This is a genomic window from Alkalihalobacillus sp. BA299, assembly GCF_017745675.1.
Classification (GTDB): Bacteria; Bacillota; Bacilli; order Bacillales; family Bacillaceae_F; genus Alkalihalobacterium.
The window spans coordinates 137,252-154,594 of the sequence record NZ_JAFLJM010000011.1; the positions used below are offsets into that span (position 1 = coordinate 137,252).

Consider the following 17,343-nt stretch of genomic DNA (forward strand, 5'->3'; position numbering starts at 1 on the left):
ACAATTAATAGAACAACGAAAAGTAGAAACGTGAAGTTAAAAAAAGTGATTTGAATGATTATAAACAGCAGAATACTTACATCTTTATGGATTTACTTGGTTATCGAGTTATCCTAAATTACAAATTACAGCTCATGACCTTCGAGTAACATTATAGAGTTGACCATATGCTCACAAAAACGTTCACAAATGTTCAATTACCTAGGCATTCGTTTATTAAGTTCCTGTTCTAATTTATCGAAACCTTCCCGTAGTCGCTTCAACCCGATTTAGAATAGGTGGGATTTCTTCAGGATCAACCATTATTTCAATAACAGTAGGCATATTGTATTCTAAAGCACATTTTATAGCTTCTTGAATTTGATATGCTGTCCTACAACAAAATGCTGCTGCTCCCATCGCCTCCGCATATTGAGACACTTGTAGACCTTCTCTATAGGTGGAGCCAACAGCTTTTCCAAGCCATTGTTTCATTCCTTTATCTACCATATCCAGGCTGTTATTATTTAAGACAACAAAGATAACTGGTACTTCCTCATTTACTGCTACAGATACTTCTGCCCCATGCATAAACATACATCCATCCCCTGTTAAACAAACAACTGTCTTTCCTGGCAACCCTAGTTTTGCCCCTATTGCATATCCAATTGCATGTCCCATAGCTCCGAAGACATCATCAAAATGGAACGTTCCTGGTTCATAGATATCAAAATACTTGATTGCATAAAAGGAATGACTTCCGTCGTCTCCAAATAAAACCGTATCTTCAGGTAAATGACGTCGTATTTCTTGAATAGCTTTTGCTGCTGAAATAAATTTACTATGGTTATTTTCTTCTTTACGTTCTTTAATCTCTTTTTGCTCTTTTAAATCTGAAAACCCTTTAATACTTTCATTATTTTGTAATAATAATTCCATTATTGCTCTTATATTTTCTTTTGCGTCACCTAGAATTGGTAGAGTCGGTACTGGTAACGACTTACCTATAAAGGTTTGATCATAGTCAAACTGAATGACTTGAGTCGGAAACATCTTTTGTGAAAAACCAGCAAGAGACATATCACTAAGTTTTGTACCAATGACGATCATTAAATCGATCCCATCCTCTAGATATTCCATTGATGTTTCCGTACCTCCTAAACCAAAACTTCCTAACGATAAAGGGTGATTAGTTAAGAATGTTCCTTTTCCACCTGGAGTTGTTATAACAGGGATATTCCATCGCTCAGCAAGCCATCTAACTTCTTCATAAGCATGGGAGGCATGAACCCCCTTTCCTAAACACAATACTGGCCTTTTGGCATGTTCAATAAAGGAAATCACTTGCTGGACATTATTAGATATACTTTTAGGCATTTGTGTTGGTAATTCAATAGAAAATGGTTGAACTTCTTCTAGCAAAACTTCGAAAGGAATGGAAAGATGAACAGGCCCTTTGCTACCACTAAAAGCTTTTTCAATAGCATGAGTTAAAAGTAGTTGAACCTGATCACTTCTTTCTACAGAGGCACTGAATAATGTAACAGGTTCAAATAATTTCACCATATCCGTTCCAAACATGCTTGAGTCTTGACCTAATGCTTTCCCCTTACCTTTAACTGAGGGTTGGCCTGTAATAAATAGAACTGGACTATGATAGGCTTTTGCTTGTGCAGCTGCTGTAATTAAGTTCGTTCCCCCAGGACCCGAAGTACCGATTGCGACTCCAAGTGTATTTTTCTTTAATGCAAAACCAGCTGCTGCAAATCCTGCACCAGCTTCGTGTCTTGTTAAGACAAAACGGAGATTTTGTTTATCAATCTCCATCAAAATAGGCACAATGGCCTTTCCAGGAATACCAAATGTATGTGAAATCCCCCATCTTTTAAAATGAGAAACCAAAACAGAAGCAACTGTATTCATAGACTACATCCTTTCAATCTATGTTTTATCTTAGAAGTAATATTTTAAAGGTGATACCCTGGTCTTAAAAGTCGAATTTTGTCTATTATATTTAAGATAGCATATTTAAACTAATGCTACATCCCCAAATAATAGAAGCAAATAATGGTATCTAAAGTGAATCTATCAAAAAAATTAAAAATTCATATTCTATTTTAATTTGATTTATTTGGAAAAAATCATTTAAAACGGTTACAGAGTAATAAAATATGTTATTATATTAAAGTTGTGACTTTAGCGATTTACTAACCTTTACAGGAATATCAATAAATTACACCAATAAAGTACCAATTTATTCATTTTAGACGAAACACTTTTATGAAAGGAAAATATAATGTGATTGAAACTCTACTTATAAACCTTTTCTTTTTACTATTGCCTCTAGTGATATTTCAAATATTTTTTGAAAGTAAGCCAACTTTTTATAATAAGAAACTAATTATTATTTTATTTTCATCAATTTCTATAATTCTTTGTATGACTTTTCCTATTAAATTAGATACTGGATTTATTTTTGATTTAAGATACATTCCTTTTATAATCGCAGGGCTATTTGGAGGTTATCAGGTTACATTTCCTCTTTATTTAGTTTTAAACGGCTATCGTTTTTTTATAGGGGGAGAAGGCGTATTTCTTTCACTTATGTTTTCAACTATTATTTTTATTATTGTTCCTTCCCTACATACTAAGTTTCTAAAATTCAATTCTTATAAAAAGATTGTTACAGCAGCTGTTGTTTCTTTCTTTACATTATTTTTATACTTGTCCATTCTCAGTAGGTTTTTCGATTCAATAAACCAAGAGTTTTGGGAAATGGCGTTTATTTTTATAGTTATTCATGTACTTGGAATTATTATCATTATGCTTTTAATTGAGAAAATTTTATATAACATGAGAGTACGTAAGGAATACTTACTTTCAGAAAAGTTAAATCTCGCAAGTGAGTTATCAGCTAGTGTTTCTCATGAAATTAGAAATCCCCTAACAGTAACAAGTGGTTTTCTACAACTTTTAAAAAATTCAAAGTCGTTAAGTCCAGAGGAAAAAGGCTACATTGATCTTTCATTGGTTGAGTTAAAAAGAGCAGAAAAAATTGTAAGTGATTACCTTGCTCTTGCTAAACCACAATCAGAAAATATTGTGTACTCGAATTTAAAAGAGGAATTAGATCATGTTAAAAATATTATTACACCATATGCTAACATTCATAATGTTAATGTCGAGTATAACTTTAATAATCCCCTACATACAAAAGTTGATAAGAACCAAATTCATCAATGTATCATCAATTTATCGAAAAATGGAATTGAATCAATGAAGGAAACGGGCGGAACACTTAAAATTTACATTTATGGGGAAAATAAACAAGTTATAATTAAAGCGGAAGATGTTGGGCGTGGGATGACCGAAGAAGAAATATCTCGCTTAGGGACAGCTTATTATTCAACAAAGGATGAAGGAACTGGATTAGAAATGCTCATGGTTTATAGTATAGTTAATAAATTAGGTGGAAAAGTTACAGTGAAGAGTCATTTAGGGAAAGGGACAACTTTTCTTATAGCGCTGCCAGTTATAGACGTCTTACCGACAAATGGATGATACTTTTATTTTAGCTATTTACAATCTAAATATAGCTGGCCGCGTAGAGTTCAGGGGTTCGAGCCCCCTATGCTCCATCTATCTCAAACCCTTGCACTGCAAGGGTTTTTTCATGCCTGCATTTTTTTCAATACTTCTTAATACCGCATTTGGTTTACAAATGCTATGGAACTTTAAATGAGGGTTCTTAACAGTTATAATGATTGACTAGCATCTATCCTAATGGAATTTTTTCCCTTAACCTGCTTTAACGTCGCTACTATAAGAAAGCTAACAATCACTAATAAGAGCCATGAACTCACCTTTCCTAGATGAACGGGACTCCATGCATCGGTTTGGTTTGGATATTCCCAAGCTCCAAAGAACGTTGCGATATTTTCGGCTATCCATATAAAAAATCCGATGAGCACAAAAGAAAGTGCAAGTGGCATACGGTAACGAGTTCCATCAACCTCGTATGTGGAATATCCTTCCTCTGGATAAGACCATGAGCCCATATGTACTTTGAAAAGTTCAAGAGCAAGTCCAATAAGGTGGAACAATGTGATAACCTTTAGTTCATCCCTTGTTTCAAGCCCAGAACGCACCATCCACCACTGCATCAGAAGGCAAATAATGAGCAGCCAGTCATACCGTGGTAGGAAGGGAAGTGGCATGATTTGTGTAAAAGCCAAAGAGGCAAAAATAACGACAGGAAACAAACATGATAGGGCCTGCTCCCAACCAAAACGAACGAGTTGTTTTAGTGCTCTCATGATTTGTGCCTCCAATGGTTTTTTCTGAATATAGCCGAATAACTTTCTTTCCCTTAAATATTCATATTTTATTAATCTTGGGTGTCTTCATCACTTCGGTATTCTAAAATATCTCCGGGTTGACATTCTAAAGCCTTGCAAATTGCCTCTAAAGTCGAAAGCCTAATTGCTTTTGCCTTTCCATTTTTCAATATAGAAAGATTAGCCATCGTTATACCAACCCTCTCCGAAAGTTCTGTAACGCTCATCTTCCTTTTCGCCAGCATCACATCAATATTGATTATAATCGCCATGTTATTCACCTCAGACCGTTAAATCATTTTCTGATTTTATATCAATCGCTTCTTTTAAAAGCTTTTGAAGGACTGCTGCAAAGACTGCGATAACCATTGAAGCAAAAGGAACAACCAATCCAATAAAGATGACACCTGGGGCGTCGTCTATCTCAGCAAAGACATAGAAGAGTGGCAAGACTAGCACATGCAAACTACTGATTGTGATTGCATTTGTTTTACAATAAATAATTATCTCTTTTTATTATATTTTTATTGTAATATAAATTTCATTTTAATTTTAGACAAAAATAAAAAGCATTCCTCATTACAAAGAAATGCTCTATAAAACGTAAAACTATTCAATTTATAAATTGTTCTACTAACCTGAATCGTTACTTTAAGTACAATCATTCACAATCTCTAATTAATCTTTATATTTTTTCTACAATTCTACTCGTAATTGATAAACTCTCACAATCTGTTCTACAGTCATTTCAACTAATTCTTGAACTTGCGAAATTGCCTCCTCAATCGTACACGGTCCAGAAACGATTGGAAAGGCTGCAGTAACTCCTAGCTGGTCTAATTCAGAGCTGTTTAATTCGTTACCTCCACAAATCGCAATGACTGGAATGTGATATTTATTTGCATATCTACTTACTCCTGAAATTACTTTGCCGGAAAGCGTTTGCTGGTCTAACTTCCCTTCGCCAGTAATTACTAGGTTTGCCCCTTGGATCACGGTTTCGAACATAGCAACTTCCATGATCGTATCAATTCCAGACCTTACTTTTGCTCCTAAAAATGCAATTAAGCTAGCTCCCATCCCTCCGGCAGCTCCTGCCCCTGGGATAGAATGAATATCGATATTAAATAACTGATTGATGACCTTACCATACTGATTTAAACACTCATCTAATCGTTCTACCATTTCTGGTGTAGCACCTTTTTGCGGACCAAAAATATGAGAAGCTCCGTTAGGACCACAAAGAGGGTTAGTCACATCACTAGCAATAATGAAGTTCGCTTGACTAACTCGTGGGTCCAAATCTGAGATATCGATACGAGATAGCTGAAGTAATGAGCTTACATCGTTTGTAATTAATTGGTGCTCTTTATCGTAGAACTTCACTCCTAACGCCTGGAGCATTCCCAGGCCTCCATCATTCGTTGCACTACCACCTAGACCAATAATCAATTTTTGGATACCTTGTTTTAGTGCATGAACAATTAGTTCACCCGTTCCAAAGCTACTTGCGACCATAGGATTTCTTTCAGCTTTTGATAACAACGGAAGACCTGAGGCTTGAGCCATTTCAATAACAGCTGTCTTTCCATCACCTAGAACCCCATAAGCTGATTGTATTTTCCGTCCGAGTGGGTCAGTAGCTACCACTTTTACAGTACGGCCATTAGTAGTATGAACTAAGTTCTCCATCGTCCCTTCCCCACCATCTGCCATAGGAATCTCTACCACTTGAGCATTTGGAATGACTTTTTTAATTCCTCGATTGATGGCAGTACACAAATCTTTTGCAGAAATGGAACCTTTAAAGGAATCTGGCGCAACTACAATTTTCATTGAACAAGCCTCCTTCCCTACTTAAATAACTGTGGTAACCATAATGAAAGTTGCGGTAAATACGTGATTAATACGATATTGATTAGTAGAACAATATAGAATGGGATCAATGGCTTAAGGATTTGCTCAATTCTTAACCCCGCGATCTGACAAGCCACAAATAAATTTACTCCAATTGGCGGTGTTAACATCCCTACAGCTAAATTGACAATCATAATAATACCAAAGTGAACAGGATCAATTCCAAACATTACTGCAACTGGTGTAAGTATAGGAGCCAGGATTACAATTGCTGCACCCGTTTCTAAGAACATACCTACAATTAATAAAATAATATTCACTAATAATAAGAAGATAATTGGACTTTCCGAAATCGATACAAACCACTCAGCTACTGTATAAGGGATTCTCTCTGAAGTTAAAACCCATCCAAAGAGTCCAGCATTTCCAATGATGAACATAATAATAGCAGTAGAAATTACAGAATTTTTTAATACATCCATGATAATCTTTGTATTAAACTTTCTATAAACAAACATTCCAAGGAAAAACGCATAACCTACCGCTGCTGCTGCCGCTTCCGTCGGGGTAAATACGCCTCCATAAATACCTCCTAAAATAATGACAGGCATCAATAATGGAAGGATCGCTCTTCTAAAAGCCTTTATTCTACCGCTCAAAGTCATTAGATCTTGATCTTCTTCTGTTAAAGTCTCATGACCGCCATAGCCTTTAACTTTACTAATGATAAAGATCGTTACCATTAGTGACAAACCAACTAACATGCCAGGAACAATCCCTGCTAAAAACAACTCTCCAATCGAAATTGACATACCCGCACTTAAGGCGAAAATAATTAGAGGAATGGAAGGTGGAATAATAACACCTAACTCACCTGATACTGCTTGAACGGATGTCGAAAAGCCTTTTGGAAAACCTCTCCGTACCATAGCCGGAATTAATATACTTCCAATCGCGGCAACAGTTGCTGCACTAGACCCTGAGATGGAGGCAAAAAACATTGCTGTTAATACTGTTACCATTCCTAGTCCACCTGTTATACGTCCAACTAAAGAGTTGGCAAAATCGACGAGTCTTTGAGATATCCCACTATACTCCATAAGACTTCCTGCTAATATAAAAAATGGTATTGCCATTAATGTAAAAGAGTCTAAAGAAGCAAATATTCTTTGAATGGCTACTTGTAAAGAAACTCCATCTTGCATCATCGCTAACATGGATGAGAGACCCATAGAAAAAGCGACAGGTACCCCGATTAAGAACATGACAAATAAACTAATGAATAATAGTGCCGCCATCTTGCTGTCCCTCCTCACCTTTTTTAGTAAACAATTCAATTAAAATAACAGTACAATTCAATAATGCAAGGATACTCCCTACCGGTATTGCAGCATATATCCAGCTTACTGGAATATTTATCGAACCTGTTTTTTGATGAGCCAAACTGCTCATAATTTCTAGCCCATATTTCACCAGCAGGATTAAAAAAACAAGATTCACTAATGTAATCAATATTTGTAATATTAACTTTATTTTTTTGGAAACGAGAAACAATAACACTTCCACTGATATTAACAATCCTTTACGTAATGCAATCGCTGTCCCTAAAAGTACGATCCAAACCATTGCATAACGAACAATTGCTTCTGACCAAACGAGTGGATTTTTTAAAACATATCTAGCAAAGACTTGGTAAATGGTAAGTAAAGTAACTAATCCAAATACAACAGCAATTATATTAAAAACCCAACTATTAATTCTGTCTATAAATTTGACATATTTGCTTATCATCCTGAAGTCCTCCTCATTCTATAAATTCTTCATATACACCACCACTAAAAAAACAGGATATATATGAAGGATTTATAGAAGCAAGGGCGGGAGTCACCCACCCTTGTTCTCCTTTATTGTGCTGAAATAATCATCTCGTGAATTTCTTGAACTGCCGGGAATTGCTCCTCAACAAAACCTTCTAACTTCTCTTGGAATAATGAAAGATCTGGCTGAATCACTTTCATACCTGATTCTTCTAACTTTTGTAGAAAATCTTCTTCACCTGATAAAACTTCATTGGCTACGTAGTCTTTCCCTTGACCATTTGCAGCTTGAATAAGTAAATCTTGTAATTCCGGATCTAATGATTCAAATTTTGAACCACCGATTACCATAGCAATTGGCTCTCTTACGTGCTCTGTTAATACTAAATAGTCTACGACCTCGTTAAACTTAGAATTATAGATTAATGATAATGGGTTTTCCTGCCCATCGATAACACCTTGTTGTAAAGAAGTAAACACTTCTCCAAATGCCATTGGTGTTGGTGCTGCCCCTAGCATTTTCCATGATTCAACAAAGACTGGACTATCGGGAACTCGGATACGAAGACCCTCTAAGTCTTCTGGTGTATTTACTTCTTTATTTACTGTAAGCATTCTCGCACCACGAGTCCAATACGACAGAACTTGGTTTCCGGTTTCTGAATTAATTCGGTTAGAAATTTCTTCCCCTACTTCACCGTTGTAAACGTTATCAAAATGTTCTTGATCTTTAAACATAAAAGGTACTGTAAAAATTTGAGCTGTTTCAGATGAACCAGATAATACCCCAGCTCCACCTAGCCAAATATCAGCTGTTCCGATATTTAATCCTTCAAGTAATTCGTTATCATCTCCAAGTGAACCGTTTTCATAAATTTCGATCACGATGCGTCCATCTGTTAACTCTTCTACCTCTTCTTTAAACTCCTCTACCCCTTGAGCATGAATTTCTGAGTTTGGCCAAACATGTCCTAATTTTAAAACGGTAGCCTCAACTTCTTCTTGAGGCGTATCATTGTTTGTGTTTTCTTCATTTCCACCAGAAGAAGTATCTGATGATGAACAACCAACAGCAAACATAAGTGACATAGCTACAGTTAAACTACCTAAGAACAATTTTTTCATTTTTTATCCCCCTTAAGATGTATGATTTAGATTAATCAAACCCAGTAAAGATGGGCTTGATTAATATTGGAAATAACTTACTTTTACATTTGTATAAAAATCTTTGTTCGTTTTACCTATGGAATACGCTCCATATCCAGATTGTTTAACGCCACCGAATGGAACATGGGCTTGGCTTGCAGTTCCGTGATTAACATGAACCATGCCAGACTCTACTCCCTCTACGAATCGATTGGCTAATGATAGGTTATTAGTAAAGATCGAGGCTGCTAAACCATATTCCACATCATTCGCAACATCTAAAGCTTCCTCAAAACTTTCCACTTCTAGGACACTTAAGACAGGGCCAAAGATTTCTTCTTTTGCAATCTTCATTTCAGGTGTTACGTTAGTAAATAGAGCTGGAACAACATAGTTCCCTTCTTCCATTTCACCATCACTTAGGACTTCCCCCCCAAGTTCTAACGTTGCACCTTCTTCTCTTCCTATTTTAATATAATTTAACGTCGTTTCTAACTGGTCTTTATTTACAAGAGGTCCAATTGTTGATGTTGGTTCCCATGACGGACCTACTTTTAACCCGTTCATTTGCTCTTTGATCGCACTTACGAGTTCTTTTGCTTTATCTTTTAAAACAATAACTCTACTAATTGATGTACATCGTTGACCGCTACAAGCGAAAGCGGCACCAACAATTTCTTTTGCGACGACATTTGGATCCCCATAATCAAGGACAACAGCAGGGTTTTTTCCACCTAGCTCTAATTGTGTTTTGACTAAGCGTCTAGCTGCCATTTCATTCAGTCTAGTTCCAACTCCAGTTGACCCAGTAAAACTAATACCTTTAACCAATGGATGGTTGATTAATGGATTCCCCACTTTTGAGCCACTACCTGAAACTAGGTTAACAACTCCATTTGGTACTCCAGCCTGGCTTAAAAGTTCCATGATCTTAATGGATGTCCAAGGTGTTTCTGAAGCTGGTTTGTAAACGACCGTACATCCGTAAGCAAGCGCTGGAACGATTTTTCGAATTGGTGTTACGACCGGGAAATTCCACGGTGCAATCGCTGCAACAACTCCAATTGGCTGGTGCTTAACAGCTGCAGTAACATTGCTTTTTTCACTAGGCAGCGTCGTCCCTTCAATTCTTATTGCATCTCCTGCTACATTCCTCGTTTCTTTAATAGCTCTACCGACTTCGCCTCTCGCTTCAGCGAGAACTTTTCCTTGTTCTGCAGATAAAATAAAGGCTAACTCTTCTAGATGGTCTTCTAATAGCTGTGCAAATTTTAGTAGAATGGCTGCTCGATCTGGACCTGGAACTTGAGACCAGGTTTGGAAAGCTTGATGAGCTGCTTCTACAGCTAAGTTCACATCTTCCTCAGTAGAGTATGGAAAATGCCCTAAAACAAGATTGTTTTTACCTGGACAAGACACGGGATATGTTTCTTCACTTGAACTTGGCTTCCATTCACCATTAATAAAATTTTGATAGGTTTTATTCTGCTCTTTCTCTAACCAAGAAAGAAATGTGTTTGTTGTTGCTTCCATTCGTTTCTCATCTCCTTTTATTCTTGATTTCTTTAAGAATACACAGGCGTTAAAGCATTTTCTCCTTTTAAAATGGAGATGGTATTATTAATCGCTAAATCTGCCATTTCAACTCTCGTTTCGATCGTTGCACTACCAATGTGTGGAGCAAGGACGACATTTTGAAAGCTTAGTAGTTCTTCTTCAATTGTAGGCTCGTTTTCAAATACATCAAGCCCAGCCCCAGCAATGGCATTTGCTTTTAGAGCGTTTACTAGTGCTTTTTCATTAACTAACGGACCTCTTGAAGTGTTAATTAAATAAGCGGTTTTCTTCATCGCGTTTAGCTCATTTTCGTCAATCAAATACCGAGTTTCACGCGTTAGTGGTGTGTGTAATGAGAGAAAATCAGCTTTTGATATGACTTCATCTAAGCTCGCATAAATTGCACCGAGTCCCGTTTCAATTTCAGTTGAAAGCGGTCGACGATTGTAATAAACAATGTTCATGCCAAAGCCTTTTGCTCGTCTCGCAACAGCTTCACCAATTCTCCCCATCCCTATAATACCTAATGTTTTACCATATACTGTTCTTCCAAGAAGTAGCTCGGGAGCCCAACCAACAAACTTTCCTTCTCGTGTATACGAATCACTTTCAGGAATTCGTCTCGCTACTGCAAGTAGAAGGGCCCATGTTAAATCAGCCGTTGACTCTGTTAAAACATCAGGCGTATTCGTAACGATTATTCCGCGCTCTTGTGCTGCGTTCACATCAATGTTATTGAAGCCAACTGCATAGTTAGAAATAACTTTTAAATGAGGAGCAGCATCCATCACCTCTGCGTCAATTTCATTGACTAATAAAGAGATAACGGCATCTTTATCTGCGACGGCTTGAATGAGCTGCTCTTTTGTTAATTCTTCTTTACCCGTATGGACTTCAACATCTGCAACTTCACGTAATCTTTCAATTCCGTCGCCAGGTAATTTCCGTGTTACTAGCACTTTTGGTTTCATTTGTCACACTCCTTTTGCAAATTACATTGCTGCTCTACAAATTGCCTTCAGGTCTTCGATTGTCGGTTTTCTAGGATTTACTGGAACATTCCCAGATAGCATTGCTTCTTCTGCAATCATTTGTAAATGTTCTTCTTTTAAACCAAAGTCGGTTAATGTTTGTGTGATACCTACATCTTTGTTTAACTGACGGATCGCTACCACTGATTGTTCTGCCGCTTCTCGCTCTGTTATACCACTGGTGTCTACCCCAAAGATGGAAGCAATTTCTGCATACTTTGAAACATTACCAATAACGTTAAATTCCATGACTTCAGGTAGTAATATTGCATTTACTGTACCATGCGGAATTTTAAAATGTGCACCAAGTGGAATAGCTAGAGCATGAGCTAACCCTAAACGCGTCGAATTAAAAGCCATAGCTGCTATTAAACTAGCAAGAAGCATATTCGATCTTGCTTCAACGTTTTCACCTTGGACAACAGCCAAACGTAGATTTTCAGCAATCATTTTCATTGCTTGAACAGATAAACCTTCTGAAATCGGTTGGGTTGCCTTATTTACGTAAGATTCCATCGCATGTGTTAGCGCATCCATCCCTGTTGCTGCTGTAATATGCGGCGGAAGTGAAATCGTTAATTCCGGATCAACGAGTGCCATGTTCGGACAGTTATATACACTTCCTACACTGACTTTTGCTTTCTCTTTTTTATCTGAAAGAACCGACCAAATCGTAATTTCACTACCAGTACCCGCAGTTGTAGGAACTGCAATAACGGGTGCACTCGGATTAGGAACCATGTTAATACCAACATAATCTTTAATGTGGCCTGGGTTCGTTAACATGAGTCCAATCGCCTTAGCTGTATCTAGGGAACTTCCTCCCCCCACACCGACTACTACATCACAGCCATCTCGCTTCGCCATCTCTAGGCCTAAATCTACGGATTCAATTGCAGGATCTGCTTCAATTTCTGAAAAAATCGAGTAAGGAATATTGTCTGCCTTTAAAGGCTCTTCTAATTTCGTAACAACACCAGCTTGTAAAACGCCTGGGTCACAAACGATGAGTACATTCGTTCCCCCAAGTTCTTTAACAAACTCGGATAACTTATTAATTAAACCATTCTCGAATTCGATAATCGTTGGAATTTCATACCTAAATGCTTTATTTAATAACATTATTTCGATACCTCCGTATTGAAAGTTGTTGAGAGTGCTGCTTGAGTAAAATCTATCCCATATTTTTTACCAATTTCAATTAGCTCATGGACTACTTTTTCAGGTAAATCAATACCATCTGCTTTCTTTTCTAACGTTCTTCTCAGTTCAAGTTCACCAGGAATAAAGATCTCATCTACTTCTGGAGCTTTTGGCTCACTTTTTATATCTGTAATGTACTGATCCATTCTCGCTTTAAAGTGATCTATCGGCATAAAGTTATTTATATTAATCGCAAGGAAGAAGTGGCCAACGTTTTGTGGATCATCCCAGTTTTCATACATATTATTAACGTACTTTCCAAATCCAGCACCCGTAAGTACCCCTGCTAAAATATCAATAAACATCGATATTCCGTATCCTTTAGGTCCACCTAACGGGAGAACGGAACCTTCTAATGCAGCATCTGCATCCGTTGTCGGTTTTCCTTCTTTATCAATCGCCCAACCTTCTGGGATCACCTCGCCTTTTTGTGAAGCTACAATGATTTTTCCCCTTGCGACAACACTTGTAGCCATATCCAAAATAAATGGAACATCTGTACCTGTTGGAACTCCGACCGCTAAAGGATTCGTCCCTAAGAATGGTTTAATTCCACCTGTTGGAGGCATCGTTTGTGATGCATTGGATAGAACTAATAATACAAAGCCTTGTTCGATCGCTTTTTTCGCATAGTAAGCACCAGTTCCAAAGTGGTTGGAATTTTTTACACCCACTACACCAATCCCACTTTTCTCCGCTTTCTCTAAAGCTATATTAAGCGCTTCCGTTCCAACGACAGATCCGAAGTTATTATTTCCATCTAAAACAGCCATGCAATCGGTTTCAGAGTGTTTAAAAAATTTTGCGTCTGACTGAATCATCCCTTCCTCTATTCTTTTTAAGTAAATAGATGTTCGAACGACCCCATGCGAGTCCACTCCACGTAAATCCGCTTCTACTAATGACTCTGCAACAATTTCAGCATTTTCCTCTGGGACTCCAGCTGCTTTAAATACATCCGTACAAAAGGATTGAAGCTTTTTCCAGTCAAATTTAGTTGGTATCATAATCTTCACATCCCTTTTCTGCTAATAATTTATTGACCCATGATCGATCAACTGTACCGTTGGCAATTGATGCTAAAATTTCTTCTTCTACTTTTTGTTGCTTTTTTACTTTTTCTAGTACATTTTCAGCATCCTCTAGTGGGACTACTACAACTCCATCCTCATCTCCTACGACAATATCACCTGGTTTGATGATCATCCCACCTATAGAGATCGGAACATTGATTTCACCTGGGCCATCCTTATATGGACCTCGATGAGTGACACCGCAAGCATATACTGGGAAGGTATCTTCTTGAAAAGCTGCAATATCTCTTATCGCACCATTAATCACAAAGCCTGCTATCTGATTTTTTTGCGCTATTCGTAACATAATTTCACCAACGATTGCGTTAGTGAGTTCCCCACCGGCATCCACAACAATGACATCACCAGGCATTGCCATATCAATCGCTTTATGAACCATTAAATTATCTCCAGGTCTAGTTTTAACTGTTAGTGCAGTCCCTACTAGTCTTCCACTATTATGGTAAGGTCTTAAATCTGTGCCTACTGCACTCATTCGACTCATATTATCGCTAATATGTGGAGTGACAACTTCTGAGAATGCATCTAATAAATCTTGATTTGGTCTTTTATTGATTGGCAAAATTCTAAATCCTAATTGACTCAATTTTATACGCCTCCTATAAATTTTAAATACTTAGCAAGATTCTCGCTTGATTAAGTTCGGCTGTAATAATGTAATTTTTGGCTCTGGCTTTTGCTTTGTATTTAATAGATTAATAAGCTTTTCCGCGGCAAGTTTCCCCATTTCATAGCTTGGTTGATTAACTGTTGTTAGTGGTGGAGCTAAATGCTTCGACCAAACCGTTTCATCATAACCAATTAAACTTACATCTTGTGGGACCCTAAGTCCTAACTCCTTAATCCCCTCAAGAATTTCCAGTGTCATCATATTATTCGTTGAAAAGATCGCATCTGGCGGCTCTTTTGAAGTCAGAATTTTTTTTACCTCTTTTTTAGCAGCACCTTTTTTCTCATCAACAATTGAAATACACTTCTCATTTATTAACCGTCCGTGTTTTAAAAGAGCATTTTTATAGCCTTCAATTCTTTCTAGTCTTGGACTAATTCCATCTGGTGGATATACGATTATAGCTACAGACTTTTTTCCGGATTTTATAAAATGTTCCATTGCGAGTTCAGAACCTTTAATATTATCTACTACAACGGTATCTATTGGGACATCTTCAATTTTCCTGTTAATAGCGATAATCGGGTAATCTTTACTTACCAAGGATTGGAATAACTGTTTATTCTTCATTGTTGGGTTAACAATGATTCCATCTACTTGTTTCATTTGTAACCCTTCGATATGCTCTTGCTCAAGTATCGAATTGTCATTTGAGTTACAAATCATTAAGTTATAACCATTGGAATGGCAAGTATCTTCTACACCTTGCAAAACACTTGACCAAAATGGGTTTTGTAAATTAGAAAGGACAATGCCAATTACGTTTGTTTTCATTTGTTTAAGACTTTTGGCTAATGCATTAGGTCTATAATTTAATTCACTTATAATTCTTAATACTTTTTCTTTCGTATCTTCATGTACATGTTGAAAATTTCCATTAATAATTCTTGATACGGTAGTTTTTGAGACTCCAGCTCTTTTAGCTACTTCATCCATTGTAATTTTCATGTTAATCACACCCTGAACTTAATATCCCATTGTATGTAACCGGTTTCCGAAATCGGTTTCTGAAATCGGTTAACTAGATGTTATCAGAAAAATTATATTATTTCAACCACTTTCTCGAAAAAAAAATCTGTTTTGATTTTTCGCTTTAAAATCAAAGCAAAATACTCCACAAATGGTATACCGTTTGATTGGGATGGAGAAAAATTACATTTGTAGGTTAATTAACAGTTATTTCAAATGAAGATAACAATTAGATGAACAACAAAATCGCATTGGATTTCAACGTCCAATACGATCCTTAATGATTATTATTTGTCTTTTCTCTCTGTTCCTAACCCATTACTCAAATGGACTACCTTTTTTCAAAAGCTTTTATATCTGGTTGATTTTCACTTCGAGCTCTTGTTTTTCTTCAGGTGACAAGAGCTGTTCGGCTAGTGGGAATAGGACATTCTCTTCCTTCATAAAATGATCCGATAAAATTAAGTAAGCACTCGCGGCATAATTTGCGATCGTCCGAATCTCGTTAGGCTCTACTTTTGATCCAAGCTGGTCTGTTTCTGATAGGAAACGCCTTAAGTAATTCTTAGCTTGGTCATGTTCATATTCCATGACAACAATAGGACCTGTTTCTCGGCCAATGTGGCCAACCATCATTTCAAAAAGAACGCCCTCTTCTCGCTCTGAATGAGGTTCAAGTTGTGAGACAAACTCCTTTACCTGTGTATACAGCTGTTGTAAGTTTTCCTTCGTCGCTACAGTCTCATCCTCTTCAATGGTCTGGGCAAGCTCATAAAAGTTTTCCATCTGCTTTGTGAGCGGGATATGCTCTTTTTTCAATTGTTCGAGTCCAGGACAAAATTCTCCAACTTCATTTATCATCATTCCACTCATGCAGCCTAATGGTTGCCGTTCCATTTTATTGTACCTCCCTTAATTCTTTCATTACTCTTGGAAAAAGAATATTATTTTCGAGGTGAATATGTTCAAATAAATCACTCTCTAAATCTTCAAGCTTTTGATAGGTTAGTCTAAAAGTCATGCAAGCCCAATCTGGAACCGAGTAATCGTTTGTGATTTCACGAAGCTGTTTTAAAAGATCTCCTGCTGCCTTATGCTCATCTTCTAGATTCCCAATTTTCTCAGATAACGTTTTCACACTTTTACTTGTTCGTTTCTCTTCAAAGGCTTGAATATTTGGAAATACTACATTTTCTTCATCGATCGTATGCTGTTCAAGTTCTGTTTTTAAACTATGGAATAACTGGTGAACCTTAGCTAATTCAGGGCATTCATTTCCGTGTACACGAAATACTTTTGTTGTAAATTGACTTAATTCCGGCAAAATACTGTTTAAAAATGCATGGTGTGTAGAAATAATGTGACGGATGAGTTCACTGTTCGTCATCTCATCCCAAGTATGGTTAGGCTTTTCTAAGGACTTCATATATGCGTTATTTAATTGTTCAAGAATTTCATCACCATTTAAATTTTTCTCTTTAATTGCTTCGCCAATTGGACGGTTCCCTCCGCAGCAAAAGTCGATTTTGTATTGTTTTAATATCGTACTCGTTTCTGGTAAACGTGTAACAATCTCACCTGTTTTTGTTGAAAGATCAAAGATAGATTCCATAATATAAAACCTCCAATGTGGAATATTTGTTTATTTGTTTGTTTCTTTCTAGTTCAAGTGTATCGAATTCA

16 protein-coding genes and 1 pseudogene are annotated in these 17,343 nt (G+C 36.9%); 1 reads left to right on the top strand and 16 read right to left on the bottom strand.

All coding sequences use genetic code 11. The annotated features are described in order from the left end of the window. Nucleotides 1–234: 234 nt before the first annotated feature. Nucleotides 235–1,902 carry a thiamine pyrophosphate-binding protein gene (locus J0N78_RS15455; protein WP_209124010.1) on the bottom strand — a complete coding sequence of 556 codons (1,668 nt, stop codon included), beginning with the start codon at nt 1,900–1,902 and terminating at the stop codon, nt 235–237. A gap of 357 nt (nt 1,903–2,259) precedes the next feature. Here J0N78_RS15455 and J0N78_RS15460 point away from each other — a divergent pair, with 357 nt between their 5' ends. Then, entirely contained in the window at nt 2,260–3,540 is a 1,281-nt protein-coding gene (locus J0N78_RS15460) for a sensor histidine kinase (RefSeq protein ID WP_247747349.1), read from the top strand. A gap of 194 nt (nt 3,541–3,734) precedes the next feature. On the opposite strand, the gene J0N78_RS15465 is transcribed toward J0N78_RS15460, so the two are convergent. The 15 genes and pseudogenes from J0N78_RS15465 to ric all read right to left on the bottom strand — a co-directional run bounded on the left by J0N78_RS15465 (nt 3,735) and on the right by ric (nt 17,272). Further along, entirely contained in the window at nt 3,735–4,295 is a 561-nt protein-coding gene (locus J0N78_RS15465) for a DUF817 family protein (RefSeq protein ID WP_209124011.1), read from the bottom strand. 71 nt (nt 4,296–4,366) lie between these two features. Then, nucleotides 4,367–4,588, bottom strand: coding sequence for a helix-turn-helix domain-containing protein (locus J0N78_RS15470; protein ID WP_057775318.1), 222 nt, complete (start codon nt 4,586–4,588; stop codon nt 4,367–4,369). A gap of 10 nt (nt 4,589–4,598) precedes the next feature. After that, nucleotides 4,599–4,820 (bottom strand): annotated as a pseudogene (locus tag J0N78_RS15475) (DUF2975 domain-containing protein); the annotation flags it as partial. Between the two features lie 192 nt (nt 4,821–5,012). Further along, complete coding sequence (locus J0N78_RS15480) at nt 5,013–6,152, bottom strand: glycerate kinase (RefSeq protein WP_209124012.1); 1,140 nt, start codon at nt 6,150–6,152, stop codon at nt 5,013–5,015. Between the two features lie 17 nt (nt 6,153–6,169). Continuing rightward, on the bottom strand, nt 6,170–7,471 hold the full coding sequence (locus J0N78_RS15485; RefSeq protein ID WP_209124013.1) for a TRAP transporter large permease: 1,302 nt from the start codon (nt 7,469–7,471) through the stop codon (nt 6,170–6,172). Beyond that, nucleotides 7,449–7,964, bottom strand: coding sequence for a TRAP transporter small permease (locus tag J0N78_RS15490; RefSeq protein WP_209124014.1), 516 nt, complete (start codon nt 7,962–7,964; stop codon nt 7,449–7,451). The genes J0N78_RS15485 and J0N78_RS15490 overlap by 23 nt, the downstream gene beginning before the upstream one ends. 113 nt (nt 7,965–8,077) lie before the next feature. Continuing rightward, the gene (locus J0N78_RS15495; protein ID WP_209124015.1) at nt 8,078–9,115 is read right to left on the bottom strand and encodes a TRAP transporter substrate-binding protein; all 1,038 of its coding nucleotides are present in this window, start codon (nt 9,113–9,115) and stop codon (nt 8,078–8,080) included. A gap of 60 nt (nt 9,116–9,175) precedes the next feature. Further along, nucleotides 9,176–10,669 (bottom strand): aldehyde dehydrogenase family protein, encoded by a 1,494-nt coding sequence (locus J0N78_RS15500; protein ID WP_209124016.1) that lies wholly within the window; start codon nt 10,667–10,669, stop codon nt 9,176–9,178. A gap of 32 nt (nt 10,670–10,701) precedes the next feature. After that, the gene (locus tag J0N78_RS15505) at nt 10,702–11,664 is read right to left on the bottom strand and encodes a 2-hydroxyacid dehydrogenase (RefSeq protein WP_209124017.1); all 963 of its coding nucleotides are present in this window, start codon (nt 11,662–11,664) and stop codon (nt 10,702–10,704) included. Between the two features lie 21 nt (nt 11,665–11,685). After that, nucleotides 11,686–12,846, bottom strand: a complete 1,161-nt coding sequence (locus J0N78_RS15510; RefSeq protein WP_209124018.1) for an iron-containing alcohol dehydrogenase — start codon at nt 12,844–12,846, stop codon at nt 11,686–11,688. Next, on the bottom strand, nt 12,846–13,934 hold the full coding sequence (locus J0N78_RS15515) for an Ldh family oxidoreductase (protein WP_209124019.1): 1,089 nt from the start codon (nt 13,932–13,934) through the stop codon (nt 12,846–12,848). Before J0N78_RS15515 ends, J0N78_RS15510 begins: the two co-directional genes overlap by 1 nt. After that, nucleotides 13,921–14,607 (bottom strand): RraA family protein, encoded by a 687-nt coding sequence (locus tag J0N78_RS15520; RefSeq protein WP_209124020.1) that lies wholly within the window; start codon nt 14,605–14,607, stop codon nt 13,921–13,923. The genes J0N78_RS15515 and J0N78_RS15520 overlap by 14 nt, the downstream gene beginning before the upstream one ends. Before the next feature lie 30 nt (nt 14,608–14,637). Continuing rightward, nucleotides 14,638–15,639 carry a LacI family DNA-binding transcriptional regulator gene (locus tag J0N78_RS15525; protein WP_209124021.1) on the bottom strand — a complete coding sequence of 334 codons (1,002 nt, stop codon included), beginning with the start codon at nt 15,637–15,639 and terminating at the stop codon, nt 14,638–14,640. Nucleotides 15,640–16,011: 372 nt separating this feature from the next. Next, the gene (locus J0N78_RS15530) at nt 16,012–16,557 is read right to left on the bottom strand and encodes a hemerythrin domain-containing protein (RefSeq protein WP_247747350.1); all 546 of its coding nucleotides are present in this window, start codon (nt 16,555–16,557) and stop codon (nt 16,012–16,014) included. A gap of 1 nt (nt 16,558) precedes the next feature. Continuing rightward, the gene (gene ric, locus J0N78_RS15535) at nt 16,559–17,272 is read right to left on the bottom strand and encodes an iron-sulfur cluster repair di-iron protein (protein WP_209124022.1); all 714 of its coding nucleotides are present in this window, start codon (nt 17,270–17,272) and stop codon (nt 16,559–16,561) included. Nucleotides 17,273–17,343: the final 71 nt, after the last annotated feature.